This window comes from Streptomyces sp. WAC06614 (genome assembly GCF_003949795.1).
Classification (GTDB): domain Bacteria; phylum Actinomycetota; class Actinomycetes; order Streptomycetales; family Streptomycetaceae; genus Streptomyces.
On the sequence record NZ_RPRY01000046.1, the window covers coordinates 1 to 25,472 of the forward strand.

The window sequence follows — 25,472 nt, forward strand, 5'->3', positions numbered from 1 at the left end:
GGGTGGGGCACTACATTGAGCGGCGGTACAGGGAACTAGGGGGCAGGGGTTCATGGACAGGGACGGCATGTACGGCGGGTCCGGCGGGAACGGAGTGCCGGACGCGGTGCCCCGTGCGGAGGTTCCTCGTCCGCTCGGCCTCCCGTCCCCTCCCGGAGACCGGCCGAAGGACGTACCGCCGGTCCCGGTCGCGGCTCCCGCGGCCACCCAGGTCCCCCCGGTCCCGGCCGGGCTGCCCAGCGTGCCGCCGCCGCCCGCGCACCGGCCCGACGGCCGGCCCTCGCTCGCCGAGTGGATGCGGACGCCGCGGCCCGCCGCTGCCCCGGGCGTCTGGCGGTACGGCTATGCGCCGCGGCCCGACCAAGAGCCCGAGCGCCTCCTGGACCGCGCCCTGGCCACCGGCGCCCTGATCTCCTTCCTCGCCTGCGCCCTGCTCTGGTCCCTGCTGGAGCACGGGTACATCCCGTACGCGACGGTGCCGCTCAAGCTGTTCACTCCCCGCGAGTGGTGGCAGTTCGGGAATGCCGTGGACGGCCGTGGTGCGGCCGCGCTGGAGTTCTACCGACTGCTGCTCACCGGCCTCCTCCTCTACGGCTTCGGCCGGCTGGGCAGCTGGCGGACGGCGTTCGACCGGCTGATCGCCGCTCGTGGCCGGGGAGCCCGCGCGGCCGGCGCGGCCGTCGGGTTGCTGTGCGCGGCCTGGCTGCTCATGACCGACACCGTTCCGGTCCATTCCCTGGTGTTCGGACACATCACGTACCACGAGTTCGACACCACCAGCGTGCAGCTCCTGCAGTGGTCTCTGTACGCCGTCGTCTACGGCCCGCTGCTGTGGTGGTTCGGCCGCCTGGGCGGCTGGTTCGCCCGCGACACCGCGGGACCCGTGACAGTCCCAGGGGCCACCGCGGCGGAGGCGCCTGCGCTCGCACCGGTGCCAGGGACGCCCGAGGATCCCGCGACCTGGCCCCGGCTGCGGGCGGCCGGACTCGGCGAGGCCGCCGACCGGCTCGCCGCCGAGGCCGCCGGCGGACGGATGAACGACGTGGACTACGCCCGCCTGCACCGCGCCTGGCAGTCGGTCCAGGCCGACCCCGGCCGCCTGGCCGCCTTCGACGACGCGGTCCGCAGCCAGGGCGCGGCCGCCTGTGTCCACCCCTCTCGCCAGCGGGACCTCCAGGCCCGGGCCGCCCGCCACGACCTCGCCGTCCGCCAGGTCCGCCTCGGCACCGTGGACTCCGGCGAGCGCACCCCCTATCCGTTGCGCGGCACCGGCTTCGCGCTGGACCCCGAGGTGCTCGGCACCTCCTTGCTCGCGGTGGGACCCTCCGGCGCGGGCAAGACCCGGCGCCTGGTCCGGCCGGTCACCGAGTCCCTCGCCCTGCAGGCCCTCGCCGGACAGGCCGCCGTCATCGCGGTGGGCGCGGCCGGCACCGACCTCGGGCCCGACCGCTCCTACGACGTGGTCATCAAGATCGCCGATCCGGCCTCCGAGTACGACCTCGACCTGTACGGGGGTGCCACCGACCCCGACGAGGCCGCCTCCCTGCTCGCCGAGGCCTTCGCCGGGGACGCCCCGGGGGAGACCGTGCGGCGTGCCGCCACCGCCCTGGCCCAGGTGCTCGGCCCCTTCCGCTTCGTCCACGGCCGGTTCCCCGGCGTTCCCGAGCTGCGCGAGCTGTTCGACGGAGGCCCGGCGGCACGCGGCACCCTGCGCGCCGCTCTCCGGTCGGCCGGGGCGGAGGCGATGCTCCGCGAACTGGACGCGCGCGACCGCCAGGAAGCGGCGCCCGGAGACCCCGGGGCGCTGCTCGCGGACCGGATCGCCCTCCTGGACCGGCCCGCCTTCGCGGGCTTCTTCGACACCGGAGACACGGGCCGCCCCTTCTCCCTCCGGGCCCTGGAACACCCCCTGCGGGTCCGGATCGACCTGCCCGAACGGGGGCACGCCGCGGCTTCCCGGATGCTGGCCAGGCTCCTGCTCGCGCAGTTCACAGCGAGTGCCGAGGCCCGCGCCGACCGATCCCTGTTCGCCTGCCTCGTCCTCGACGACGCCGCACACACCGTGACCGCGGAGGCCGTCCGCGGGGTGCAGCGGCTCCGCTCCGCGAACGCCGGTGTCGTCCTGACCCTGCGCACCCTGGACGACGTGCCGGAGGAGCTGCGCACGCCGCTGCTGGGTTCGGTGGGCTGCCGCATGGCGTTCGGGGGGGTCACCACCTGGGACGGCAAGCGCTTCGCCGAGGCCTGGGGCACGGAATGGGTGGAGACCCGGGACGTCACCCACCGCACCGTCTACGCCGACCAGCCCTTGACCCGCATGGTCAACTCCTTCCGCAAGCTGGTCACCGGCAAGGCCGTCACCACCGACGCGGTGACCGTACGGAAGGTCGAGCGCGAGCGGTGGTCCGCCTCGGAACTGGCGCACGCGGTGCCGGCCGGCCACGCGGTGCTCTCGCTGACCTCCGTGCGGGGGGAACGGGCGGCTCCGCTGCTCGTCCGGCTGGACGGCTGAGGCGCACCCCGCGGCGAGCGCGCCGCCCCCCTGCTCGTCGAGCTCGCCGGGTAGCCGGGCCGCGGCGGTCGTCGGGCTGAGGGGACCCGTACGGGGTGGCAGAATCGAGGGGAGCCGTTCATACGTGGCGGCGAAATCCGCTGGTCCCGCCCCGAAAGTCCCCGATGCCGCTCACCCTCGCCTCACTCGTCCAGCACTCGGCGCTCAAGCTCAGCGTCCGGGCCGGGGAGGGCCGCCTCGACACCCCGGTGCGCTGGGCGCACGTCAGTGAGCTCGCCGACCCCGTCCCCTACATGGAGGGCGGCGAGCTGCTGCTGATCACCGCGATGAAGCTGGACGCCGACGACCCCGACGAGATGCGCCGCTACGTGCGCCGCCTCGCCGCGGCCGGGGTCGTCGGGATCGGCTTCGCCGTCGGGGTGAACTACGAGCAGATCCCCGAGGCCCTGGTCGCCGCGGCCCGCGACGAGGACCTGCCGCTGCTGGAGGTGCCCCGGCGCACGCCGTTCCTCGCCATCAGCAAGGCCGTCTCCGCGGCCCTCGCCGCCGACCAGTACCGCGCCGTCACCGCCGGCTTCGAGGCCCAGCGCGAGCTGACCCGGGCCGCGCTGTCCGCCGACGGCCCCGCCGAGCTGCTGACCAGGCTGGCCGCGCACGTGCAGGGCTGGGCCGCGCTCTACGACGCCTCCGGCCAGGTGGTGGCCGCCGCGCCCGAGTGGGCCGCCCGCCGGGCCGCCCGGCTCACCCCCGACGTGGAACGGCTGCGGGAGCGGCCGGCCCCCGCCAGTGCCGTCGTCGGCGGCTCCGAGGACCGGGTCGAGCTCCAGTCGCTAGGCACCGGCCGACGGGCCCGGGGCGCCCTGGCCGTCGGGACCGCCGCCCCGCTGGGCACCGCCGAGCGGTACGCCGTCCACTCCGCCGTGGCCCTGCTGACCCTGACCACCGAACGCTCCCGCTCGCTGCACGACGCCGAGTCCCGGCTGGGCGCGGCCGTGCTGCGGATGCTGCTCGACGGGGAGGCCGCGCACGCCCAGGCCGTGGCCGGGGACCTCTACGGCGGCCTGCTCCAGGCCCCGTTCCGGCTCCTGGTGGCCGAACCGGCGCTGCCCGGTACCGCCCAGCCCGAGGGTCTGGCCCGGCTGGGGGACACCGTGGAGTCGGCCGCCGCGCGCACCGGCGAGGCCGTGCTCGTGGTGCCCGAGCCGGGCCGGCTGGTCGTACTGGCCGCCGACGGCGGGGCCGCCGTGCAGGCCGTGACCGACCACGCCGAGGCCCAGGAGTCCCGGCGCGGCCGGGACAGCACCGGCCCCGAGCCCGACGAACTGGTCGTGGGTCTGTCCGCGCCGGCCGGTCCGGCCGGCGCGGACGCCGCCTTCAAGCAGGCCGACCAGGCCCTGGCGGTGGCCCGCCGGCGCGGCCGGCCGCTCGTGGAGCACGAGGACCTCGCGGCCGGCTCGGTGCTGCCGCTGCTCGGCGACGACGCGGTACGGGCCTTCGCCGAGGGCACGCTGCGGGCCCTGCGCGAGCACGACGCGACCGGGCGCGGGGACCTGGTGGCCTCGCTCCAGGCGTGGCTGTCGCGGCACGGGCAGTGGGACGCGGCCGCCGCGGACCTCGGGGTGCACCGGCACACGCTGCGGTACCGGATGCGCAGGGTCGAGGAGATCCTCGGGCGGTCCCTGGACGACCCGGACGTCCGCATGGAGCTGTGGCTGGCCCTCAAGGCCTCACCCCAGCCGTCCTAGCCCCCGGCCGTCCTGGCCTCCAGTCGTCCTGGCCCCCGGCCGTCCTGGCCTCCAGTCTTCCTGGCCTCCAGTCTTCCTGGCCTCCGGCCGTCCTGGCCTCCAGTCTTCCTGGCCTCCGGCCGTCCCGGCCCCCAGCCGTCCTAGCCTCCGGCCGTCCTGGCCTCCGGCCGTCCTGGCCTCCGGCCGTCCTGGCCCCCGAAGGGCGTTGCCCCGTTCCCCGCGCCCCCGGCGGGACCGCGTGGCACGGTCGGTCCGTCGGGGACATCGCCATTACGGCGAAGCGGCGCGGGGAGGTTCTCCATCGCGGACAAGCCACACTTCGGGCCCGCCGCCCTACCGTGAGAGGGACAGGCAGCGCCCTGCGCCGCACACCGCACACCTCCGAAGGGCCGGGATCCGCATGACTTCCACCCACGCCTTCTGGCTCGCCGGCCGCCAGGCCACCGGCGAGGACAGCTTCGACGTCCACAACCCGTGGGACGGCCGTCTCGTCGGCACCGTCAGCGTGCCGACCGACGCCCAGGTCGAAGAGGCCGTGGCCGCGGCGCACGCCGTGACGGCGGAGTTCTCCGCGACCCCCGCGCACGTCCGGGCCGCCGCCCTCGACCACGTGTCGAAGCGGCTCGCGGAGCGCACCGAGGAGATCGCCCAGCTGATCTCCGCCGAGAACGGCAAGCCGATCAAGTGGGCCCGCGGTGAGGTCGGCCGCGCGGTGTCCGTGTTCCGCTTCGCCGCGGAGGAGGCCCGCCGCTTCAACGGTGGCGAGGCCCAGCGCCTGGACACCGACGCCGGTGGCGTCGGCCGCCTGGCCCTGACCCGCCGCTTCGTCAAGGGCCCGGTCCTCGGCATCGCGCCGTTCAACTTCCCGCTGAACCTGTGCGCCCACAAGGTCGCCCCGGCCATCGCCGTCGGCGCCCCGATCATCCTCAAGCCCGCCCCGGCCACCCCGCTGTCCGGTCTGATCCTCGGCGAGCTGCTGGCCGAGACCGACCTGCCGGCCGGTTCCTGGTCCGTGCTGCCCGTCGCCAACGACAAGATGCCGGCCCTGGTCAAGGACGAGCGCCTGCCCGTCATCTCCTTCACCGGTTCCGACAAGGTCGGGTACGCCATCCAGCAGTCCGTGCCGCACAAGCACTGCACCCTGGAGCTCGGCGGCAACGCCGCGGCCGTGGTCCTCGCCGACTGGTCCTCCGAGGCCGACCTCGACTGGGCCGCCACCCGCATCGCCACCTTCTCGAACTACCAGGCCGGCCAGTCCTGCATCTCCGTGCAGCGCGTGATCGCCGACGCCTCCGTCTACGACCGCCTGGTCGAGAAGGTCGTCGCCAAGGTCCAGGCCCAGGTCACCGGTGACCCGTCCGACGACGCGACCGACGTCGGCCCGCTGGTCTCCGAGGACGCCGCCAAGCGCGTGGAGTCCTGGGTGGACGAGGCCGTCTCGGCCGGCGCCAAGCTGCTCGCCGGCGGCAAGCGCGAGGGTGCCTCGTACGAGCCGACCGTGCTCGCCGAGCTGCCCGACGGCGTCACCCTCGCCTGCGAGGAGGTCTTCGGACCGGTCCTGACCCTGCACCGGGCCGAGGGCACCGACGAGGCCTTCGCCCAGGTCAACGACAGCAAGTTCGGCCTGCAGACCGGCGTCTTCACGCACGACATCCAGGTCGCGTTCCGCGCCCACCGCGAGCTGGAGGTCGGCGGTGTGATCATCGGCGACGCGCCGTCGTACCGCGCCGACCAGATGCCCTACGGCGGCGTCAAGCAGTCCGGCGTCGGCCGCGAGGGCGTCCGCTACGCGATGGACGACTACACGTACGAGCGGGTCCTGGTCCTCACCGGCCTCGACATCTGATCCCGTACGTCACGGACCGGCGGCCCGAACCTACTGTGCGGGGGTTCGGGCCGCCCCTCTTCACCCGGGCGGGCCGGTCGGATTTTCATCCGACCGGCCCGCCCCGGCTTTTCCCCGCGCCGGGGAAGGGGTACGACTCAGGGGTACGACTGACAGGTAGCACCCATCGGTAGCCCGACTCGGCGGCGAGGTGAGCCCCCTCATGTCCGCAACACAGCCCGCACAGCCCAAGGTGACCGAGCGCGAGGCCCGGCAGGTGGCGGAAGCGGCCCGGGAACAGGACTGGCGCAAGCCCAGCTTCGCCAAGGAACTCTTCCTCGGCCGGTTCCGGCTGGACCTCATCCATCCGCACCCGATGCCCGACGCCGAGGACGTACGGCGCGGCGAGGCCTTCCTCGCCCGGCTGCGGGAGTTCTGCGAGCACGAGATCGACGGCCCGCGCATCGAGCGCGAGGCCCGCATCCCCGACGAGACCGTGCAGGGCCTGAAGGCCCTCGGCGCCCTCGGGATGAAGATCGACCCCAAGTACGGCGGCCTGGGCCTGACCCAGGTGTACTACAACAAGGCCCTCGCCCTGGTCGGCTCGGTCAGCCCCGCCATCGGCGCCCTGCTCTCGGCCCACCAGTCGATCGGCGTGCCCCAGCCGCTGAAGATCTTCGGCACCCAGGAGCAGAAGGACACCTTCCTGCCCCGCCTGGCCACCACCGACATCAGCGCCTTCCTGCTCACCGAGCCCGACGTCGGCTCCGACCCGGCGCGCCTGGCCACCACCGCCGTGCCGGACGGCGAGGAGTACGTCCTCGACGGCGTGAAGCTGTGGACCACCAACGGCGTGGTCGCCGACCTGCTCGTCGTCATGGCCCGGGTGCCCCGCGGCGAGGGCCACCCCGGCGGCATCACCGCCTTCGTGGTCGAGGCCGGCTCGCCCGGGATCACGGTCGAGCACCGCAACGCCTTCATGGGCCTGCGCGGCCTGGAGAACGGCGTCACCCGCTTCCACCAGGTCCGGGTGCCCGCCGGGAACCGGATCGGCCCCGAGGGCTCCGGGCTCAAGATCGCCCTGACCACCCTCAACACCGGCCGCCTCTCGCTGCCCGCCATGTGCGTGGGCGCCGGCAAGTGGTGCCTGAAGATCGCCCGCGAATGGTCGGCGGTCCGCGAGCAGTGGGGCCGGCCCGTCGCCCGGCACGAGGCCGTCGGGTCCAAGATCTCCTTCATCGCGGCCACCACCTTCGCCCTCGAAGCCGTCGTGGACCTCGCCTCCCAGATGGCCGACGAGGACCGCAACGACATCCGCATCGAGGCCGCCCTCGCCAAGCTCTACGGCAGCGAGATGGCCTGTCTGATGGCCGACGAGCTGGTCCAGATCCGCGGCGGCCGCGGCTTCGAGACCGCCGAGTCGCTCGCCGCCCGTGGCGAACGGGCCGTCCCCGCCGAGCAGCTCCTGCGCGACCTGCGGATCAACCGGATCTTCGAGGGCTCCACCGAGATCATGCACCTGCTGATCGCGCGCGAGGCCGTCGACGCCCACCTGTCCGTGGCCGGCGACCTCATCGACCCCGACAAGGCCCTGGCCGACAAGGCCAAGGCGGGCGCCCGGGCCGCCGGGTTCTACGCCCGCTGGCTGCCCAAGCTGGCCGCCGGACCCGGCCAGGTCCCCGGCACGTACCGGGAGTTCCACCCGGCCGGCCACCCCGACCTCGCCACCCACCTGCGCTATGTCGAACGCGGCGCGCGCAAACTCGCCCGGTCCACCTTCTACGCCATGTCCCGCTGGCAGGGCCGGATGGAGACCAAGCAGGGCTTCCTGGGCCGGATCGTCGACATCGGCGCCGAGCTGTTCGCCATGAGCGCGGCCTGCGTACGGGCCGAGCACCTGCGCGCCACCGGCGACCACGGCCGCGAGGCCTACCAGCTCGCCGACGCCTTCTGCCGGCAGTCCCGGCTGCGGGTCGAGGAGCTGTTCGGCCGGCTGTGGTCCAACACCGACGACCTCGACCGCAAGGTGGTCTCCGGGGTGCTCCAGGGCACCTACACCTGGCTGGAGGAAGGCGTGCTCGACCCCTCCGGCGACGGCCCCTGGATCGCCGACGCCGCACCGGGACCGTCCCGTCACAAAAACGTTCACCGCCCGTTCCGCTGACCTGCGATCATCGCCCCGGCGCCGGACCGGCGCAGCGGGCGACGAACGGGGAGACGGATGTACGGGGACCGGGAGTCCAGACGGCTGGCCTGGTGCGTGGCGCATCTCCTGCGCCACGCACCGGACCCGGTCGTCTCCGGGGTGCTGGCACGACTGGACGCGGCCACCCGCCGCTACCTGGCGCGCGACGAGTACCTGCCGGCCTCGGTGGTCACCCTGCTGGTCCGTGACGGCGACGGCGAGGACCGCCGCACCGTCGCCCGCAACCCGCACGTCCTCGGCCGCCCCCTGCCCGGCCTGCCCGGCCCCGCCCGGTACGCCGCCCGGCCACCGGCTCCCGAGCTGGCCCGGCGGCTGGGCCCCGGCCCGCTCGCCCCCGATGCGCTGGTCGCGGCCCTGCGCGCGCACGGCCACCGTCGCCCCAGGGTCCCCCTGGACGTGCTGGCCCTGCCGCACGAGCTGGACGTGGACCTGCTGCTGCGCGAGCACGCCCGCGAGCCGCTCCCGCCCGGCTCCGTCGAGGCCCTGCTGCTCCGGGCCGACCTGCCCCGCACCGCCTGCCTGGCCCTGCTCGACACCCGCGCCCTGCGCACGTACGGGCCCGCCTGGCACCGGCCCGCCGTCCGGGCCGTCCGGGCCGGCCTGCTCACCCCGGACGAGGTCGTCGCCCACCTCGCCCCTGCCCACCGCACCCTCCTGCTGACCGCCCCGCACACCCGCTCCGGGCTGCGCTGGACCCTGCCGGAGCTGGCCGAGCTGCGCGCGTCCGTCCGGCGGGCGCTGCACCCCGCACGGAGCACGGTCCCCTTCCTGACGGACCGGCTGCTGCGGGCCGCCCCCGGTTTCCCGGGCACCCTGCCGGAGCTGGTCGCCGCCGTCACCGACGGCACGGGAGCCGCCGCCCCGCAGGCGCCCGCCGTACCGGGCCTGCGCCGGGCCGCCGAGGCGCTGGAACCCGCCCCGCCCTGGCCCTCCGGCGGGGTCGACCGCGAACTGGCCCTGGCCAGCCTGGCCGTGCCGAACGCCATGGGCGACCTCGCCGAGGACATCCGCTGGGTCCGCGCCTGCCTGGACCGGGGCGTACTCACCGGCGCCGAGGTCGTGCGGCACAAGGCACCCGCCGCCTGGGCCCTGGACGAGGACCACTGGCTGGGCTCCTCGTACACCCCCGACCGGCACGACCGGCCGGAGGCGGTGCTCGCCGCCCGCGCCGAGGCCGACCAGCTCCTCGACGCCGCCCTCGGCCGGAACCCGGAGACCTGGTGGCGGGCCGCCCGGCTGCTGCCCGACTTCCCCGGCAGCCTGCCCGAGCTGCTGGCCACCGTCACCGAGGGCACGGACGTAGGACGGGGGTAGGACGGGCGTAGGACGGGCGCGGCCCGGAGCACGACGCCCCGGGCGGTCGACCGGGCAGCCGACGGGGCGGCCGAAGGGGCAGGGCGTGTCGGAGCGCTCCGGGGATGAGGCAACAATGGGGGGATGAGCGACAGTCCAGCCCCCCTCGCCGATCCGCACCTCCTCTTCGACGCCGCGGCCGGCCGCCGGGACATCGTGGTCCTCGGCTCCACCGGGTCCATCGGGACCCAGGCCATCGACCTGGTCCTGCGCAACCCCGACCTGTTCCGGGTGACCGGCCTGTCCGCCGCGGGCGGGCGCGTCGCGCTCCTGGCCGAGCAGGCCCGGCGGCTGCGCGTACGGACCGTCGCGGTGGCCCGGGAGGACGTCGTACCGGCCCTGAAAGAGGCGCTGAGCGCCCAGTACGGCGCCGAACCGCAGCCCGAGATCCTCGCCGGGCCCGACGCGGCCACCGAGCTCGCCGCCTCCGCGTGCCACACCGTCCTCAACGGCATCACCGGCTCCATCGGCCTGGAACCCACCCTCGCGGCCCTGCGGGCCGGCCGGACCCTGGCCCTGGCCAACAAGGAGTCGCTGATCGTCGGCGGCCCGCTCGTCAAGGCGCTGGCCCGGCCCGGACAGATCATCCCCGTGGACTCCGAGCACGCCGCGCTGTTCCAGGCGCTGGCCGCGGGCACCCGGGCCGAGGTGCGCAAGCTCGTGGTCACCGCCTCCGGCGGTCCCTTCCGCGGCCGCACCCGCGACGAGCTGGCCCGGGTCACCGTCGAGGACGCGCTCGCCCACCCGACCTGGGCGATGGGCCCGGTCATCACGGTCAACTCCGCCACCCTGGTCAACAAGGGTCTGGAGGTCATCGAGGCGCACCTGCTCTACGACATCCCGTTCGGGCGCATCGAGGTCGTCGTCCATCCGCAGTCCTACGTCCACTCGATGGTGGAGTTCACCGACGGCTCCACGCTCGCCCAGGCCACCCCGCCGGACATGCGCGGACCCATCGCCATCGGCCTCGGCTGGCCGCACCGGATCCCCGACGCGGCCCCCGCCTTCGACTGGACCAAGGCCTCCACCTGGGAGTTCTTCCCGCTGGACACCGAGGCCTTCCCGGCCGTGGACCTGGCCCGGCACGTGGGTACCCTCGGCGGTACCGCGCCGGCGGTGTTCAATGCGGCGAACGAGGAGTGCGTCGACGCCTTCCTGGCCGGTCGGCTGCCGTTCACAGCAATCGTGGATACGGTCGCGGCAGTGGTCGAGGACCACGGGACGCCCGCCGCGGGAACTTCGCTCACCCTCGGTGACGTCCTCGAAGCGGAGGCCTGGGCCCGCGCCCGGGCGAGGGAGATGGCGGCCCGTGCCGCCGTGGAGGCGCGCGCATGACCCTTCTCATGACCGTGATCGGGATAGTCGTATTCGCGATCGGTCTGCTGATCTCCATCGCCTGGCACGAGCTGGGCCACCTCTCCACGGCCAAGCTCTTCGGCATCCGCGTGCCGCAGTACATGGTCGGCTTCGGGCCCACCGTGTGGTCGCGCAGGAAGGGCGAGACGGAGTACGGCATCAAGGCGATCCCGCTCGGCGGCTACATCCGGATGATCGGCATGTTCCCGCCCGGCGACGACGGCAAGGTCACCGCCCGGTCGACCTCGCCGTTCCGGTCGATGATCGAGGACGCCCGCTCGGCGGCGTACGAGGAGCTGGAGCCGGGCGACGAGACCCGGCTGTTCTACACGCGCAAGCCGTGGAAGCGCGTCATCGTGATGTTCGCCGGGCCGTTCATGAACCTGGTCCTGGCGGTGGTGATCTTCCTGACCACGCTGATGGCCTTCGGGGTCCGCACCACCACGACCACCGTCGAGTCGGTCTCCCAGTGCGTCGTCGCACCGACCGAGAAGCGCGACACCTGCAAGCCCGGCGACCGCCCGGCTCCCGCCGCCGCCGCGGGCCTGACGGCCGGCGACCGGATCGTGGCGTTCAACGGCGCCAAGGTGACCGACTGGAACGCCCTCCAGAAGAAGATCCGCGACACCATCGGCCCGGCCACCGTCACGGTCGAACGCGACGGCAAGCGGGTGGACCTGCACGCCACCCTGATCGAGAACAAGGTCGCCAGGACCGACGGCAAGGGCGGCTACGTCAAGGACCAGTACGTCTCCGCCGGCTGGCTGGGCTTCACCCCGGCCAACGGCTACGTCGAGCAGTCCTTCGGCCAGGCGGTGACCCGCATGGGCGAGATGGTCCAGGACAGCGCGAAGGCCCTGATCGACCTGCCGGGCAAGATCCCGCCGCTGTGGGACGCCGCGTTCAACGGCGCCGAGCGCGACCCCAACGGCCCCATGGGCATCGTCGGCGCGGCCCGGATCAACGGGGAGATCTTCACCCTGGACCTGCCCGCCACCCACGTCCTGGTGCTCTCGCTGAACATGCTGGCGGCCTTCAACCTGTCGCTGTTCCTGTTCAACATGCTGCCGCTGCTGCCGCTGGACGGCGGCCACATCGCGGGCGCCCTGTGGGAGTCCCTGCGCCGGCACACGGCCCGGCTGTTCCGCCGCCCGGACCCCGGTCCGTTCGACGTGGCCAAGCTGATGCCGCTGGCGTACGTGGTGGCGAGCGTGTTCGTCTGCTTCACGGCGCTCGTCTTCATCGCCGACGTGGTGAACCCGGTGAAGATCACCTGATCGGGTGATCGGGGTTACCACGGCGGGACGGGGCCGGGCACGATACGTGTCCGGCCCCCTACATTCGGGTGGCCGAGCCCCGGCGGTGCACGGGGCGCCTGCGGCGTGGCGTAATCTCGAAGGCCTGGAGCCCGCCGATCTCGGGACCTTGATCCACACCTTGGGGTTGCACAGCAGATGACTGCCATCTCTCTCGGAATGCCGTCCGTGCCGACGAAGCTCGCCGACCGACGGGTCAGCCGCAAGATCATGGTCGGTTCCGTGGCCGTCGGTGGCGACGCACCCGTCTCGGTGCAGTCGATGACCACCACCCGTACCTCGGACATCGGCGCCACCCTCCAGCAGATCGCCGAGCTGACCGCCTCCGGCTGCCAGATCGTGCGCGTGGCCTGCCCGACCCAGGACGACGCCGACGCGCTGGCGACCATCGCCCGCAAGTCGCAGATCCCGGTCATCGCCGACATCCACTTCCAGCCGAAGTACGTCTTCGCCGCCATCGACGCCGGCTGCGCCGCCGTCCGGGTCAACCCGGGCAACATCAAGCAGTTCGACGACAAGGTCAAGGAGATCGCGAAGGCCGCCAAGGACGCGGGAACCCCGATCCGCATCGGCGTCAACGCCGGCTCCCTCGACGCCCGGCTGCTGCGCAAGTACGGCAAGGCCACCCCCGAGGCGCTGGTGGAGTCCGCGCTGTGGGAGGCCTCCCTCTTCGAGGAGCACGACTTCCGCGACATCAAGATCTCGGTCAAGCACAACGACCCGGTCGTCATGGTCGAGGCCTACCGCCAGCTCGCCGCCCAGTGCGACTACCCGCTGCACCTCGGCGTCACCGAGGCCGGCCCCGCCTTCCAGGGCACCATCAAGTCCGCCGTCGCCTTCGGCGCGCTGCTCTCCCAGGGCATCGGCGACACCATCCGCGTCTCCCTCTCCGCCCCGCCGGCCGAGGAGATCAAGGTCGGCATCCAGATCCTGGAGTCGCTGAACCTGCGCCAGCGCCGCCTGGAGATCGTCTCCTGCCCGTCCTGCGGCCGCGCCCAGGTCGACGTCTACAAGCTCGCCGAAGAGGTCACCGCCGGCCTGGAGGGCATGGAGGTCCCGCTGCGCGTCGCCGTCATGGGCTGCGTCGTCAACGGCCCCGGCGAGGCCCGCGAGGCCGACCTCGGTGTCGCCTCCGGCAACGGCAAGGGCCAGATCTTCGTCAAGGGCGAGGTCATCAAGACCGTTCCCGAGTCGAAGATCGTCGAGACCCTGATCGAGGAGGCGATGAAGATCGCCGAGCAGATGGAGAAGGACGGCGTCGCCAGCGGCGAGCCCACCGTCGCCATCGGCGTCTGACCCCGCCCGCACCAGCGTCCGACCCGCCCGCCCAAGCCCGGCCCCGGCCCCGTTCCCGCAGCTCGCGGGCGGGGCCGGGGCTCTTTCGTGACCCCGCCGGCGGGGCAACCGCGGCCCTCGGCGGGTACAGTGCGACAGATCAGCAGACTTGCATGGTGAGGCACCCCCACAGTGTTGACGCAGACCACCACCCGGGTCCTCGAACCCAGTGACCTCGAAGCCGCGCTCCAGGTCCTCGACCGCGACCCGGTCGCGAACGCCTTCGTCACGGCCCGGGTCCAGGTCGCCGGCCTGGACCCCTGGCGGCTGGGCGGCGAGATGTGGGGCTTCTACGAGGACGGCGTCCTGCAGTCCCTGTGCTACTCCGGCGCCAACCTGGTCCCCGTCTGCGCCACCCCCGACGCCGTCCGTGCCTTCGCCGACCGGGCCCGCCGCACCGGCCGTCGCTGCTCCTCCGTCGTGGGCCCGGCCGAGGCCACCTCGGCGCTGTGGCGGCTGCTGGAGCCGCACTGGGGGCCCGCCCGGGACGTCCGCGCCCACCAGCCGCTGATGGTCACCGAGGAGACCTCGCGGGAGGTGGCCGCCGACCCGCTGGTACGCCGGGTCCGCAAGGACGAGATGGACCTGATCATGCCCGCCTGCGTGGCCATGTTCACCGAGGAGGTCGGCGTCTCCCCGCTCGCCGGCGACGGTGGTCTGCTCTACCAGGCCCGGGTCGCCGAGCTGGTCGGCAGCGGCCGCTCCTTCGCCCGGCTGGAGGACGGCAAGGTCGTCTTCAAGGCCGAGATCGGCGCCGCCACCGCCAAGGCCTGCCAGATCCAGGGCGTCTGGGTCGCCCCCGAGTTCCGCGGCCGCGGCCACTCCGAGACCGGGATGGCCGCCGTCGTGGAGTACGCGCTGCGGGACGTGGCGCCCGTGGTCAGCCTCTACGTCAACGACTTCAACACCGCCGCCCGGGCGGCGTACCGGCGCGTCGGCTTCCGTGAGGTCGGCGCGTTCATGAGCGTCCTGTTCTGATCCCGCCCGGGCGAAGTATCGTCACCGCATGGTGCCTTCACCCGCCGGACTGGAGATCGGCCCCCTGGACCTCGGCGCGCGCGTCGACGAGGCCCTGCGGGTGCAGGCCGTCGCCTTCGGCCTCAGCGAGGAGGAGGTGGGCATCCGGCGCTACATCGTGCAGCGCCACATGACCTGCCCCGGCGCCCGGGCGCTCGGCGCCTTCACCGCGGACGGCGCCCTGGCCGGGTTCGTCTACGGCATGCCCAACGACCGTGCGCACTGGTGGTCCACGGTCGTCGAACCGTACCTGCGGGCCACCGGCACCGACGGCTGGCTCGACCGGGCCTTCGTCATCACCGAGCTGCACGTCCACCCCGGCTTCCAGGGCCACGGCGTGGGCCGGGCACTGATCACCCGGATCACGGACGCGGCCACCGAGCCGCGCTCGATCCTCTCCGCCATCGACACCGAGAGCCCGGCCCGCGCGCTGTACCGGTCCCTGGGCTACGTCGACCTGGCCCGGCAGGTCCGCTTCCCCAGCGCCGGCCTGCCCTACGCCGTAATGGGCGCGCCCTTGCCGCTGCTGCGCCGCTAGTCTCCGGGCATGTCCACCGATCACGTCCAGCAGCACCGGCCCGTGCAGCGCATGTCCCGCCTCATGGCCCGGACCCTGCGCGAGGACCCCGCCGACGCCGAGACCCTCAGCCACAAGCTCCTCGTCCGGGCCGGCTACGTACGCCGCAGCACCGCGGGCGTGTGGATCTGGCTGCCGCTCGGCAAGAAGGTCCTGGAGAACGTCTCGCGCGTCGTCCGCGAGGAGATGGACGCGATCGGCGCCCAGGAGGTGCTGCTGCCCGCACTGCTGCCGCGCGAGCCGTACGAGGTCAGCGGGCGCTGGAGCGAGTACGGCGACCTGCTGTTCCGGCTCAAGGACCGCAAGGGCGCGGACTACTTGCTCGGCCCCACCCACGAAGAGGTCTTCACCCAGGTGGTGAAGGACCAGTGCACGTCCTACAAGGACCTGCCCGTGACGCTGTATCAGATCCAGACCAAGTACCGGGACGAGGCCCGTCCCCGCTCCGGGGTGCTGCGCGGGCGCGAGTTCCAGATGAAGGACTCGTACTCCTTCGACGTCGACGACGAGGGCCTGGCCGCCTCCTACGCCCTGCACCGGGAGGCGTACCGGCGGATCTTCACCCGGCTGGGCCTGGACTTCCGGATCGTCTCGGCGGTCTCGGGCGCCATGGGCGGCTCGGCCTCGGAGGAGTTCCTGGCCCCGGCGGCGGCCGGCGAGGACACCTTCGCCTCGTGCGCGGCCTGCGGCTACGCCGCCAACACCGAGGCGGTGACCTTCCCCCTGCGTCCGGTGACGGGTCAGGAGGCCGGTGCCGTCGAGGAGTTGGACACCCCCGACACGCCGACCATCGAGACGCTGGCCGCGCACCTGGGCGTGCCGGCCTCGGCCACGCTGAAGAACCTGCTGGTGAAGGTGGACGGCGAGATCGTGGCCGTCGGCGTGCCCGGCGACCGCGAGGTCGACCTCGGCAAGCTGGGGGAGCACCTGGCCCCGGCCGTGGTCGAACTGGTCACGGCCGAGGACTTCGTGGACCGGCCCGACCTGGTCCGCGGCTACGTCGGCCCCCAGGGCCTGGACAAGGTCCGCTACCTCGCCGACCCCCGGGTGGCGCCGGGCACGGCCTGGGTGACCGGGGCCAACCGGCCCGACACGCACGCGCGGAACGTGGTGTGCGGGCGGGACTTCACGGTGGACGACCACCTCGACGTGGTCGTCGTCGAACCGGGCGACCCCTGCCCGGAGTGCGGTGCCGGGCTCTCCCTGGACCGGGCGATCGAGGTGGGCCACATCTTCCAGCTCGGCCGCAAGTACGCCGACGCGTTCGGCCTGGACGTGCTCGGCCGGGACGGCAAGCCGGTGCGGGTGACCATGGGCTCGTACGGCATCGGGGTCTCGCGGCTGGTGGCGGCGCTGGCCGAGCAGACCGGGGACGAGCGCGGGCTGTGCTGGCCCGCCGAGGTGGCCCCGGCGGACGTGCACGTGGTCGCCGCGGGCAAGGCGGTGCCGCTGGGCCTGGCCGAGGAGGCCGCCGCAGCCCTGGCCGCAGCGGGCCTGCGGGTCCTCCTGGACGACCGTCCCGGCCTGTCGCCGGGGGTGAAGCTGACCGACGCCGAACTCATCGGCGCGCCCTGGATCCTGGTCGCCGGCCGCCGTTCTGCCGAGGGCGTCCTCGAACTCCAGCACCGCCCCACGGGCACCCGCGAGGACCTCACCCTCCCCGACGCCCTGGCCCGGCTGACGACCCGGCCCCGGCCCGGGGCGTAGGAACCGGGGCCCGCCCCGGGCGCGCGGGCACCGGCCGGTCGGCTACGCGGCCTGCGACGGTGTCCCGGCCGCGGGAGCGGGTGCGGGAGCGGGTGCGGGGTCCGGTTCCGTGACGGGGCCGGGCGGGGGCTGCGGCAGGCCCGTGGCGTCGTCCGACGTGGCCCGCGGCAACCCGGGGTCCGCATTCGCGCACCGCAGGGGCGCCTTGGGCCCGACGGCCTGTTCCGGGGCATGGGGCTCGGGCGTGTGGACCGGCGCGTGCGCCTGCCCCGCGGCAGGCGCGGGCGCCGCCGGCACCGCCTTGGGCCCGACCGCCTGTTCGGGCCCCTGCGGGTGCGCGCCCGGCCCCTGCGGCTGCGCGCCGGTGCGCGGGGCCGGCTGGGACTCGGTGGCGCGTTCCAGGAAGCGCAGGAGTTCCACCGGGAAGGGCAGCACCAGGGTGGAGTTCTTCTCGGCGGCCACGGCCACCACCGTCTGCAGCAGCCGCAGTTGGAGGGCGGCGGGCTGGTCCGCCATCACCCCGGCCGCCTCCGCCAGCTTCCGCGAGGCCTGGAGCTCCGCATCGGCGTTGATCACCCGGGCACGCCGCTCCCGGTCCGCCTCCGCCTGTCGGGCCATCGACCGCTTCATGGTCTCCGGCAGCGACACGTCCTTGATCTCCACCCGGTCGATCTGGACGCCCCAGCCCACCGCCGGGCTGTCGATCATCAGCTCCAGCCCCTGGTTGAGCTTCTCCCGGTTGGACAGCAGGTCGTCCAGGTCCGACTTGCCGATGATCGACCGCAGGGAGGTCTGCGCCATCTGCGACACGGCGAACCGGTAGTCCTCGACCTCGATGATCGCGTTCGCCGGGTCGATCACCCGGAAGTAGACCACCGCGTCCACCCGCACCGTGACGTTGTCCCGGGTGATGCCCTCCTGGGCCGGCACCGGCAGCGTCACGATCTGCATGTTGACCTTCCGCAGCCGGTCCACCACGGGGACGACCAGCGTGAACCCGGGCGATCGGACACCCGCCCGCAGCCGGCCGAAGCGGAAGACCAGACCGCGTTCGTACTGCTTCACCACCCGGGCCGCACCGGCCAGGTAGACCACGATTCCGATTCCCGCCGCGATGCCCGCGGCCAGCAGTTCTTCGACCATGACGGCCCCCTGCCAGGCATACGTTCGTACTTTACGTATGCCCCTACAGCCAGCCGGCGAACTCCAGCAACAGCTCCGCGTCCCGGCGCCGCCCGGCGGCCAGCGCCCGCGTCCCGGACTCCACCGCCCGGAACAGCGTCCAGCCCCGCAGCCGGTCCCGGTCCAGCTCCAGCGAGTCCGCCAGCCGGTTCACCCGGCGCCGCGCCCCGGAGGCCCCCGCCGACGAGGCGACCTGGTCCTCCAGCCGGTCCCGCACCAGCCGGGCCAGGTCGTACGCGCGCTCACCCACCAGCGGCTCCGGGCCGACGGTCAGCCACGGCGCCCGCGTGCCCGCCAGCACCTTGCCCTGCCGGAAGTTCCCGTGCAGCAGGAACTCCTCCCCGGGCAGCGCCGTCAGCTCGTCACGGATGGCCAGCGCCACCCGGACCAGCGGCTGCGCCACCTCCTCGGCCTCGGCCATGGCCACCGCCTGCCGCGCCGTCCGCTCCGCCACCGACTCGAACGCGTGGCCGGGCGCCGGGGCCACCCACAGCCGGCGGACCGTGCCCGCCGCCTCCAGCAGCGCCTTCGCGTCCGGCAGGGACCGCAGCGACACCTCCGGCTGGAGCCGCTCCAGCAGCAGCGCCCCGTCGTCGTGCCGGGTGTCCAGCAGCCGTACGGCCCCGAACCCGCCCCAGTGCGCCAGCGCCGCCAGCTCCCGGTCCGGCCCGGCGGACGGCGGCGCCAGCTTCAGCGCGGCCGGGGTCCCGTCGGGGTAGTCCACCAGCAGGACCAGGCTGCTGCGTCCGCCGGGTGCCTGCACCCGCCGGACGAGGACCCCGCGCCGGGCCGCCGCCTCCTCGGCGAGCCGGGGCAGCCGCCCCAGCCAGTCCACGTCCTGCGCCGGGTCCGGCAGCTCGCCGAGCGCCCGTACGAGTCGCTGCGGCGGTTCGAAAGCCATGCGTGCGTGGTCCCTTTCAGCTGTGCCTGGCTCGATCCGATCGTTCAGCGAGCCCAGGGAAGGCTACGCCGACCCCGCGCCAGCGTGCCGCGCGGACCGCCGCCTGGCTCAGTGCGTCGGCCGCCTCCCGCCGCAGCGGCCCCTGCGCGGCCCGCACCAGGTCGGAGTACGCCCCGGCCACCCGGTCCTCGATCTCCGCCGCCAGCCGCTCCACGTCCGCGGGGGTGCGCACCTCGAACGGCAGGGCGTACGCCGCCTCCGCCGGCCGGGGTACGCCGCCCAGCTCGCGCACCGTCCGGGTGAGGCCGTCGCGCCGGCCGAGGTGGACCCCGTAGGCCTCGCGGGCCTCGTTCGCCCGGGGCCCCGCCGCCCGGGCGCCGACGACGCCGTAGCCGTAGACGGCGGCGTGCTCGGCCGCCAGGGCGGCCTGCGCCGCGGCCAGGGCCTCGGTGGTGGTGCGCTCCGGGCGGGCGGGGGGCGAGGACTGCGCGCGGATCACTGCCGGCCTCCGGGGTTCGACGTGAGCAGGTGGTGGTGGACGATCCCGCAGGCGGCGACCGACGCGAGCAGCCGGGCCAGCTCGCCCGGGGCCCCCGCCAGGTGCTGCGTGCGGGCCTCGGCCAGGCTCCGTTCGGCGTCCGCGAGCGCGGTCACCGCCTCCTCGGGCTTGTCCGGCACGCTCACCGCCACGAGCGGGGGCGCCCCCTTCGCCCCTTTGGCCCCCTTCGCCCCTCGGGGTGCGCCGGCCGCCTCGCGCGAACCGGTGGGGGCGGGCGAGGGCCGGGCGCCGTCGGGGTGCAGCGCCGCGACGTGCTCCCCGACCGCCGCGCGCAGCGGGGCGAGCCGCTCGGCCAGGGCGGGATGGGCCTTGGCCGTGGCGTCGTAACGTTCCAGCAGCTCCTGGCTCTCCCGGACGGCCGCCTCCCGCATCCGCCGTTCGAGCGGAGCGTCGGAGTCGGGGGCGGCGCGTCCGCCGTCGGAGCACCCCGTGAGCAGCGAGGCACCGGCGGCCGTGGCGGCCGCGGCGAGCAGGCTCCTTCGCGAAGGCAGGGTCGAGGGCACGGGCGACGTCCTTGGAGGTGTGCAGGGGCGGGCTGTGATCACGGTACCCGGGGGGCCGTCCACAGGGCGGACGGCAACACCCTCCGGGACCGGATACCCTTTGACCTGACACGCGACGGTAACCACAACAGCACACGCGGCCGAGGAGTCACCCGGATGAGCACCCCCCAGAGCGACAGGCTGCGCGAACTGCTGGAGCCGCTCGTCGCCGCCCAGGGTCTGGACCTCGAGGAGATCGAGCTGTCCCGTGCGGGCAAGCGCCGCATGCTGCGGATCATCGTCGACTCCGACGAGGGCGTGGAGCTGGACGCCTGTGCCGAGCTGAGCCGGATCGCCGGCGAGAAGCTCGACGAGACCGACGCGATGGGGGACGGCGAGTACGTCCTGGAGGTCAGCTCCCCGGGCGCGGACCGCCCGCTGACCCAGCACCGCCACTACGTACGGGCGACAGGCCGCCTCGTGAAGTTTCAGCTGTCCGCCGAAGGTGAAAAGGGTGCCGGTGAACTGGTCGCCCGCATCCTCGGCGTGGACGACGAGGGACTGGACGTGGAGGTACCGGGGGTGAAGGGCCGCAAGGCCACCACTCGCCGGATCGGTTTCGGGGACATCGCCAGGGCGCGTGTCGAGATCGAGTTCAACCGCAAGGACAAGAAGGAAGAGGAGGCGTAGCCGTGGACATCGACATGAGTGCCCTGCGGGGTCTGGTCCGGGAGAAGGAGATCTCCTTCGACCTGCTCGTCGAGGCGATCGAGTCGGCCCTCCTCATCGCGTACCACCGCACCGAGGGGAGCCGCCGCCGCGCCCGCGTGGAGCTGGACCGCACCAACGGGCACGTGACGGTGTGGGCGAAGGAGGACCCGCAGGACCTCGAGGAGGGCCAGGAGGCCCAGGAGTTCGACGACACCCCGTCGGGCTTCGGCCGGATCGCCGCGACCACCGCCAAGCAGGTGATCCTGCAGCGTCTGCGCGACGCCGAGGACGACCTGACCTTCGGCGAGTTCGCCGGCCGTGAGGGCGACGTCATCACCGGTGTCGTCCAGCAGGGCAAGGACCCCAAGAACGTCCTGGTCGACATCGGCAAGCTGGAGGCCATCCTGCCGGTGCAGGAGCAGGTCCCCGGCGAGGAGTACCCGCACGGCCTGCGCCTGCGGACGTACGTCGTCCGGGTGGCCAAGGGTGTGCGCGGCCCGTCCGTCACCCTGTCGCGCACCCACCCCAACCTGGTGAAGAAGCTCTTCGCCCTGGAGGTCCCGGAGATCGCCGACGGCAGCGTCGAGATCGCCGCGATCGCCCGTGAGGCCGGTCACCGCACCAAGATCGCGGTGCGTTCGACCCGCTCCGGGCTGAACGCCAAGGGTGCCTGCATCGGCCCGATGGGCGGCCGCGTGCGCAACGTGATGGCCGAACTGCACGGCGAGAAGATCGACATCGTCGACTGGTCGGACGACCCGGCGGACATGGTGGCCAACGCCCTGTCACCCGCTCGGGTGAGCAAGGTGGAGATCGTCGACCTCGCCTCGCGCTCCGCCCGGGTGACCGTGCCCGACTACCAGCTGTCGCTGGCCATCGGCAAGGAGGGCCAGAACGCCCGCCTCGCCGCCCGGCTCACCGGCTGGCGGATCGACATCCGGCCCGACACCGAGCCGGCCGCGGAATAAAAACCGCTTCCGCCGGGGTTCCTCCGGCGGGTAGACAAGATCGAGGGGACGGTTCCGGACAGGAACCGCACCCGGTGGATCACGACAACGTCCGTTCGATTTTTCGCCCGAAGGGGTGAGGTCGGTACGGGGAGGTAGACTAAGCGTGTCTGGCCGGACGCATGCCCGCGCATGCCCTGAGCGCACCTGCGTGGGGTGCCGGGAGCGAGCGGCCAAGAGCGATCTGCTGCGGATCGTGGCGGTCGAGGGCGCATGCGTCCCCGATCGTCGCGGTACGCTGCCCGGCCGGGGTGCTTATGTGCACCCCGCCGTGGTCTGCCTCGACCAGGCGGTGCGCCGCCGCGCGTTCTCCCGGGCCCTTCGGTTCCCGGGAGTGCTCGACACGGCGGCGCTGCGCACGGCGGTCGAGCAGGCCGCAGAGGCGACACCGTAAGAAGAAGTACGGCACGGAACCCCGTGCGGTCAGGTACCTCGCGAGTTGGAAGTAGGTCGAGATTGCGATGAGCACTCGATGAGTACGCGATGAGTACGCCCATGAAGTAGCGACGGTCCGGCGTAACCCGGACCTAAAAGGAGCGAAGTGGCTAAGGTCCGGGTATACGAACTCGCCAAGGAGTTCGGTGTGGAGAGCAAGGTCGTCATGGCCAAGCTCCAGGAACTCGGTGAATTCGTCCGTTCGGCGTCCTCGACGATCGAGGCGCCCGTTGTACGCAAGCTGACCGACGCTTTGCAGGGTCCCGGCGGTGGCGCCGGCAAGACCGCTGCCAAGCCCGGCGCGCCCCGCAAGGCCGCGCCCGCCAAGCCCGCAGCGCCGTCCCCGGCGACCGCGGCACGTCCTGCCCCGAAGCCCGGTGCCCCGGCCCCCAAGCCGGCCGCTGCCGAGGCTCCGTCCGTCAGCACCCCGGTGACTCCGGCCGCCTCCGGCCCGCGTCCCGGTCCCAAGCCCGCGCCGAAGCCGGCTCCGGCCGCTCCGGCCCCGGTCGCCGCGGAGTTCCAGGCCCCGGCCGCTGCCCCGCAGCGTCCCGCCGCGGCTCCGGGTCCGCGCCCGGCGGGCGCGCGTCCGGCCGCTCCCGGCCAGGCCCCCCGTCCCGGCGCGCCGCGCCCGGGCGGTCAGGCCGCCGGTGGCCAGGCCCCGCGTCCGGGCGGTGCCGGCCAGGCCCCGCGTCCCGGCGCCCCGCGTCCCGCGGGTCCGCGTCCGGGCAACAACCCCTTCACCTCCGGTGGCTCGACCGGCATGGCGCGCCCGCAGGCGCCCCGTCCGGGCGGCGCGCCGCGCCCCGGCGCCCCCGGCGCCGGCCAGGGCGGTCCGCGTCCGCAGGGTCCCGGCCAGGCCGGTCCCCGGCCGCAGGGTGCTCCCGGCCAGGGCGGTCCCCGTCCCTCGCCGGCCGGCATGCCGCGTCCGCAGGGCGGTCCGCGTCCCGGCCCCGGTGCCGGTGGCCCCGGTGGTAACCGTCCGAACCCGGGCATGATGCCGCAGCGTCCCGCTGCCGGCCCGCGTCCGGGCCCCGGCGGCGGTCGTCCCGGCCCCGGCGGTGGCGGTCGTCCCGGTGGTCCCGGTGGCGGCGGTCGTCCCGGCTTCGCCGGCCGTCCGGCCGGTCCCGGCGCCCGTCCGGGTGGCGGCGGTGGCGGCTTCGGCGGCCCGCGCCCCGGTGGCTTCGGTGGCGGTCCGGCCGGTGCCGGTGGCGGCGGTGGCCGTCCGGGCTTCGGCGGTCGTCCGGGTGGTCCCGGTGGCCGTGGTGGCACGCAGGGCGCCTTCGGCCGTCCCGGCGGCCCGGCCCGTCGTGGCCGCAAGTCGAAGCGGCAGCGGCGCCAGGAGTACGAGGCCATGCAGGCCCCGTCCGTGGGCGGCGTGATGCTGCCCCGCGGCAACGGCGAGACCGTTCGCCTGTCGCGCGGTGCGTCCCTCACCGACTTCGCGGAGAAGATCAACGCCAACCCGGCGTCGCTGGTCGCGGTCATGATGAACCTCGGCGAGATGGTCACTGCCACGCAGTCCGTCTCCGACGAGACCCTCCAGCTCCTCGCGGGCGAGATGAACTACGAAGTTCAGATCGTCAGCCCGGAGGAGGAGGACCGCGAGCTGCTCGAGTCCTTCGACATCGAGTTCGGCGAGGACGAGGGCGGCGAGGAATACCTCATGCCGCGTCCGCCGGTCGTGACCGTCATGGGTCACGTCGACCACGGTAAGACCCGACTGCTGGACGCGATCCGCAAGACGAACGTCGTCGCGGGCGAGGCCGGCGGTATCACGCAGCACATCGGTGCGTACCAGGTCGCCACCGAGGTCAACGGCGAGGACCGCAAGATCACCTTCATCGACACCCCGGGTCACGAGGCGTTCACCGCCATGCGTGCCCGTGGTGCCAAGTCCACCGACATCGCGATCCTGGTGGTCGCGGCGAACGACGGTGTGATGCCGCAGACCATCGAGGCGCTCAACCACGCCAAGGCCGCGGACGTCCCGATCGTCGTCGCCGTCAACAAGATCGACGTCGAGGGCGCGGACCCGGTCAAGGTGCGCGGTCAGCTGACCGAGTACGGCCTGGTCGCCGAGGAGTACGGCGGCGACACGATGTTCGTCGACATCTCCGCCAAGCAGGGCCTGCACATCGACAAGCTCCTGGAGGCCGTGGTCCTGACCGCGGACGCCGCGCTCGACCTGCGGGCCAACCCGGAGCAGGACGCGCAGGGCATCGCCATCGAGTCCCACCTCGACCGTGGTCGCGGTGCCGTCTCGACGGTCCTGGTCCAGCGCGGAACGCTGCGCATCGGCGACACGATGGTGGTCGGCGACGCGTACGGCCGCGTCCGGGCGATGCTCGACGACAAGGGCAACAACGTAGAGGAAGCGGGTCCGTCGACCCCCGTCCTGGTCCTGGGTCTCACCAACGTCCCCGGCGCCGGCGACAACTTCCTCGTCGTCGACGAGGACCGCACGGCCCGCCAGATCGCCGAGAAGCGCGCTGCGCGCGAGCGCAACGCCAACTTCGCCAAGCGCACCCGCCGGGTGTCCATCGAGGACCTCGACAAGGTGCTCGCGGCCGGCGAGGTCCAGCAGCTGAACCTGATCATCAAGGGTGACGCGTCCGGTGCGGTCGAGGCCCTCGAGTCCTCGCTGCTCCAGCTGAACGTCGGCGAAGAGGTCGACATCCGGGTCCTCCACCGCGGCGTCGGTGAGGTCACGGAGTCCGACATCAACCTGGCCATGGGCTCGGACGCCATCGTCATCGGCTACAACGTGCGCGCGGCCGGCCGTGCCACGCAGATGGCCGAGCGCGAGGGCGTCGAGGTCCGCTACTACTCGGTGATCTACCAGGCCATCGAGGAGATCGAGGCGGCCCTGAAGGGTCTGCTCAAGCCGGAGTACGAAGAGGTCGAGCTGGGTACGGCGGAGATCCGCGAGGTCTTCCGTTCGTCCAAGCTGGGCAACATCGCCGGTGTCCTGGTCCGCTCGGGCGAGGTCAAGCGCAACACCAAGGCGCGCCTGCTGCGCGACGGCAAGGTCGTCGCGGAGAACCTCACGATCACGGGTCTGCGTCGCTTCAAGGACGACGTCACCGAGATCCGCGAGGGCTTCGAGGGCGGTATCAACCTCGGCAACTACAACGACATCAAGATCGACGACGTCATCGCGACGTACGAGATGCGCGAGAAGCCGCGCGGCTGACGCCGGGCGCTCATCGCAGCCGTGTCGTGACCGGGGCCGGTCGGCGGAATTTC

General features: G+C 73.6%; 19 protein-coding genes. 15 read left to right on the forward strand and 4 right to left on the reverse strand.

The window, feature by feature from the left end:
- The first annotated feature begins 295 nt into the window (after positions 1-295).
- The 11 genes from EF918_RS09350 (at position 296) to EF918_RS09400 (ending at position 16,949) form a co-directional block, all read left to right on the forward strand.
- Entirely contained in the window at positions 296-2,512 is a 2,217-nt protein-coding gene (locus EF918_RS09350) for an ATP/GTP-binding protein (protein ID WP_125643705.1), read from the forward strand.
- A 164-nt stretch (positions 2,513-2,676) separates the two neighbouring features.
- The gene (locus EF918_RS09355) at positions 2,677-4,257 is read left to right on the forward strand and encodes a PucR family transcriptional regulator (RefSeq protein WP_125643655.1); all 1,581 of its coding nucleotides are present in this window, start codon (positions 2,677-2,679) and stop codon (positions 4,255-4,257) included.
- Positions 4,258-4,657: 400 nt separating this feature from the next.
- Positions 4,658-6,103 (forward strand): aldehyde dehydrogenase family protein, encoded by a 1,446-nt coding sequence (locus EF918_RS09360; RefSeq protein ID WP_125643657.1) that lies wholly within the window; start codon positions 4,658-4,660, stop codon positions 6,101-6,103.
- 202 nt (positions 6,104-6,305) lie between these two features.
- The gene (locus tag EF918_RS09365) at positions 6,306-8,246 is read left to right on the forward strand and encodes an acyl-CoA dehydrogenase family protein (protein ID WP_125643659.1); all 1,941 of its coding nucleotides are present in this window, start codon (positions 6,306-6,308) and stop codon (positions 8,244-8,246) included.
- 57 nt (positions 8,247-8,303) lie between these two features.
- A complete protein-coding gene (locus tag EF918_RS09370; RefSeq protein ID WP_125643661.1) occupies positions 8,304-9,602 on the forward strand; it encodes a hypothetical protein in 1,299 nt (432 codons plus the stop codon).
- 123 nt (positions 9,603-9,725) lie between these two features.
- A complete protein-coding gene (dxr, locus tag EF918_RS09375; protein WP_125643663.1) occupies positions 9,726-10,976 on the forward strand; it encodes a 1-deoxy-D-xylulose-5-phosphate reductoisomerase in 1,251 nt (416 codons plus the stop codon).
- The gene (locus EF918_RS09380) at positions 10,973-12,274 is read left to right on the forward strand and encodes an RIP metalloprotease (RefSeq protein WP_125643665.1); all 1,302 of its coding nucleotides are present in this window, start codon (positions 10,973-10,975) and stop codon (positions 12,272-12,274) included. Before dxr ends, EF918_RS09380 begins: the two co-directional genes overlap by 4 nt.
- A gap of 177 nt (positions 12,275-12,451) precedes the next feature.
- Positions 12,452-13,609, forward strand: a complete 1,158-nt coding sequence (ispG, locus tag EF918_RS09385; protein WP_125643667.1) for a flavodoxin-dependent (E)-4-hydroxy-3-methylbut-2-enyl-diphosphate synthase — start codon at positions 12,452-12,454, stop codon at positions 13,607-13,609.
- Between the two features lie 171 nt (positions 13,610-13,780).
- A complete protein-coding gene (locus EF918_RS09390) occupies positions 13,781-14,626 on the forward strand; it encodes a GNAT family N-acetyltransferase (protein WP_125643669.1) in 846 nt (281 codons plus the stop codon).
- A 28-nt stretch (positions 14,627-14,654) separates the two neighbouring features.
- Positions 14,655-15,203, forward strand: coding sequence for a GNAT family N-acetyltransferase (locus EF918_RS09395; protein ID WP_125643671.1), 549 nt, complete (start codon positions 14,655-14,657; stop codon positions 15,201-15,203).
- 9 nt (positions 15,204-15,212) lie between these two features.
- Positions 15,213-16,949 (forward strand): proline--tRNA ligase, encoded by a 1,737-nt coding sequence (locus tag EF918_RS09400; protein WP_125643673.1) that lies wholly within the window; start codon positions 15,213-15,215, stop codon positions 16,947-16,949.
- Between the two features lie 42 nt (positions 16,950-16,991).
- On the opposite strand, the gene EF918_RS09405 is transcribed toward EF918_RS09400, so the two are convergent.
- From EF918_RS09405 to EF918_RS09420, 4 genes are read right to left on the reverse strand one after another with little or no spacing between them, the layout of a single operon-like run.
- Entirely contained in the window at positions 16,992-18,092 is a 1,101-nt protein-coding gene (locus tag EF918_RS09405; RefSeq protein WP_125643676.1) for a slipin family protein, read from the reverse strand.
- Between the two features lie 43 nt (positions 18,093-18,135).
- Entirely contained in the window at positions 18,136-19,032 is an 897-nt protein-coding gene (locus tag EF918_RS09410; RefSeq protein ID WP_125643683.1) for an aminoglycoside phosphotransferase family protein, read from the reverse strand.
- A gap of 16 nt (positions 19,033-19,048) precedes the next feature.
- On the reverse strand, positions 19,049-19,531 hold the full coding sequence (locus tag EF918_RS09415; protein ID WP_260610012.1) for a ferritin-like domain-containing protein: 483 nt from the start codon (positions 19,529-19,531) through the stop codon (positions 19,049-19,051).
- Entirely contained in the window at positions 19,528-20,094 is a 567-nt protein-coding gene (locus EF918_RS09420) for a hypothetical protein (protein ID WP_185921667.1), read from the reverse strand. The genes EF918_RS09415 and EF918_RS09420 overlap by 4 nt, the downstream gene beginning before the upstream one ends.
- Before the next feature lie 156 nt (positions 20,095-20,250).
- Here EF918_RS09420 and rimP point away from each other — a divergent pair, with 156 nt between their 5' ends.
- The 4 genes from rimP to infB all read left to right on the forward strand — a co-directional run bounded on the left by rimP (position 20,251) and on the right by infB (position 25,419).
- Positions 20,251-20,763 (forward strand): ribosome maturation factor RimP, encoded by a 513-nt coding sequence (gene rimP / locus EF918_RS09425; RefSeq protein WP_125643685.1) that lies wholly within the window; start codon positions 20,251-20,253, stop codon positions 20,761-20,763.
- Between the two features lie 2 nt (positions 20,764-20,765).
- On the forward strand, positions 20,766-21,752 hold the full coding sequence (nusA, locus tag EF918_RS09430) for a transcription termination factor NusA (RefSeq protein ID WP_125643687.1): 987 nt from the start codon (positions 20,766-20,768) through the stop codon (positions 21,750-21,752).
- Positions 21,753-21,897: 145 nt separating this feature from the next.
- Positions 21,898-22,185 carry a YlxR family protein gene (locus EF918_RS09435; protein ID WP_125643689.1) on the forward strand — a complete coding sequence of 96 codons (288 nt, stop codon included), beginning with the start codon at positions 21,898-21,900 and terminating at the stop codon, positions 22,183-22,185.
- Between the two features lie 147 nt (positions 22,186-22,332).
- A complete protein-coding gene (infB, locus tag EF918_RS09440; protein ID WP_125643691.1) occupies positions 22,333-25,419 on the forward strand; it encodes a translation initiation factor IF-2 in 3,087 nt (1,028 codons plus the stop codon).
- The last annotated feature ends 53 nt before the right edge of the window (positions 25,420-25,472 follow it).

Bases quoted from the DNA above. Each gene is read 5' to 3' on its own strand.
- EF918_RS09380 (WP_125643665.1), top strand. From the start codon at position 10,973: ATGACCCTTCTCATGACCGTGATCGGGATAGTCGTATTCGCGATCGGT.
- EF918_RS09370 (WP_125643661.1), top strand. From the start codon at position 8,304: ATGTACGGGGACCGGGAGTCCAGACGGCTGGCCTGGTGCGTGGCGCAT.
- EF918_RS09365 (WP_125643659.1), top strand. From the start codon at position 6,306: ATGTCCGCAACACAGCCCGCACAGCCCAAGGTGACCGAGCGCGAGGCC.
- EF918_RS09360 (WP_125643657.1), top strand. From the start codon at position 4,658: ATGACTTCCACCCACGCCTTCTGGCTCGCCGGCCGCCAGGCCACCGGC.
- EF918_RS09400 (WP_125643673.1), top strand. From the start codon at position 15,213: ATGTCCACCGATCACGTCCAGCAGCACCGGCCCGTGCAGCGCATGTCC.
- rimP (WP_125643685.1), top strand. From the start codon at position 20,251: ATGAGCACCCCCCAGAGCGACAGGCTGCGCGAACTGCTGGAGCCGCTC.
- EF918_RS09355 (WP_125643655.1), top strand. From the start codon at position 2,677: ATGCCGCTCACCCTCGCCTCACTCGTCCAGCACTCGGCGCTCAAGCTC.
- EF918_RS09410 (WP_125643683.1), bottom strand. From the start codon at position 19,032: ATGGCTTTCGAACCGCCGCAGCGACTCGTACGGGCGCTCGGCGAGCTG.
- ispG (WP_125643667.1), top strand. From the start codon at position 12,452: ATGACTGCCATCTCTCTCGGAATGCCGTCCGTGCCGACGAAGCTCGCC.
- EF918_RS09350 (WP_125643705.1), top strand. From the start codon at position 296: ATGCGGACGCCGCGGCCCGCCGCTGCCCCGGGCGTCTGGCGGTACGGC.
- dxr (WP_125643663.1), top strand. From the start codon at position 9,726: ATGAGCGACAGTCCAGCCCCCCTCGCCGATCCGCACCTCCTCTTCGAC.
- EF918_RS09395 (WP_125643671.1), top strand. From the start codon at position 14,655: ATGGTGCCTTCACCCGCCGGACTGGAGATCGGCCCCCTGGACCTCGGC.
- EF918_RS09405 (WP_125643676.1), bottom strand. From the start codon at position 18,092: ATGGTCGAAGAACTGCTGGCCGCGGGCATCGCGGCGGGAATCGGAATC.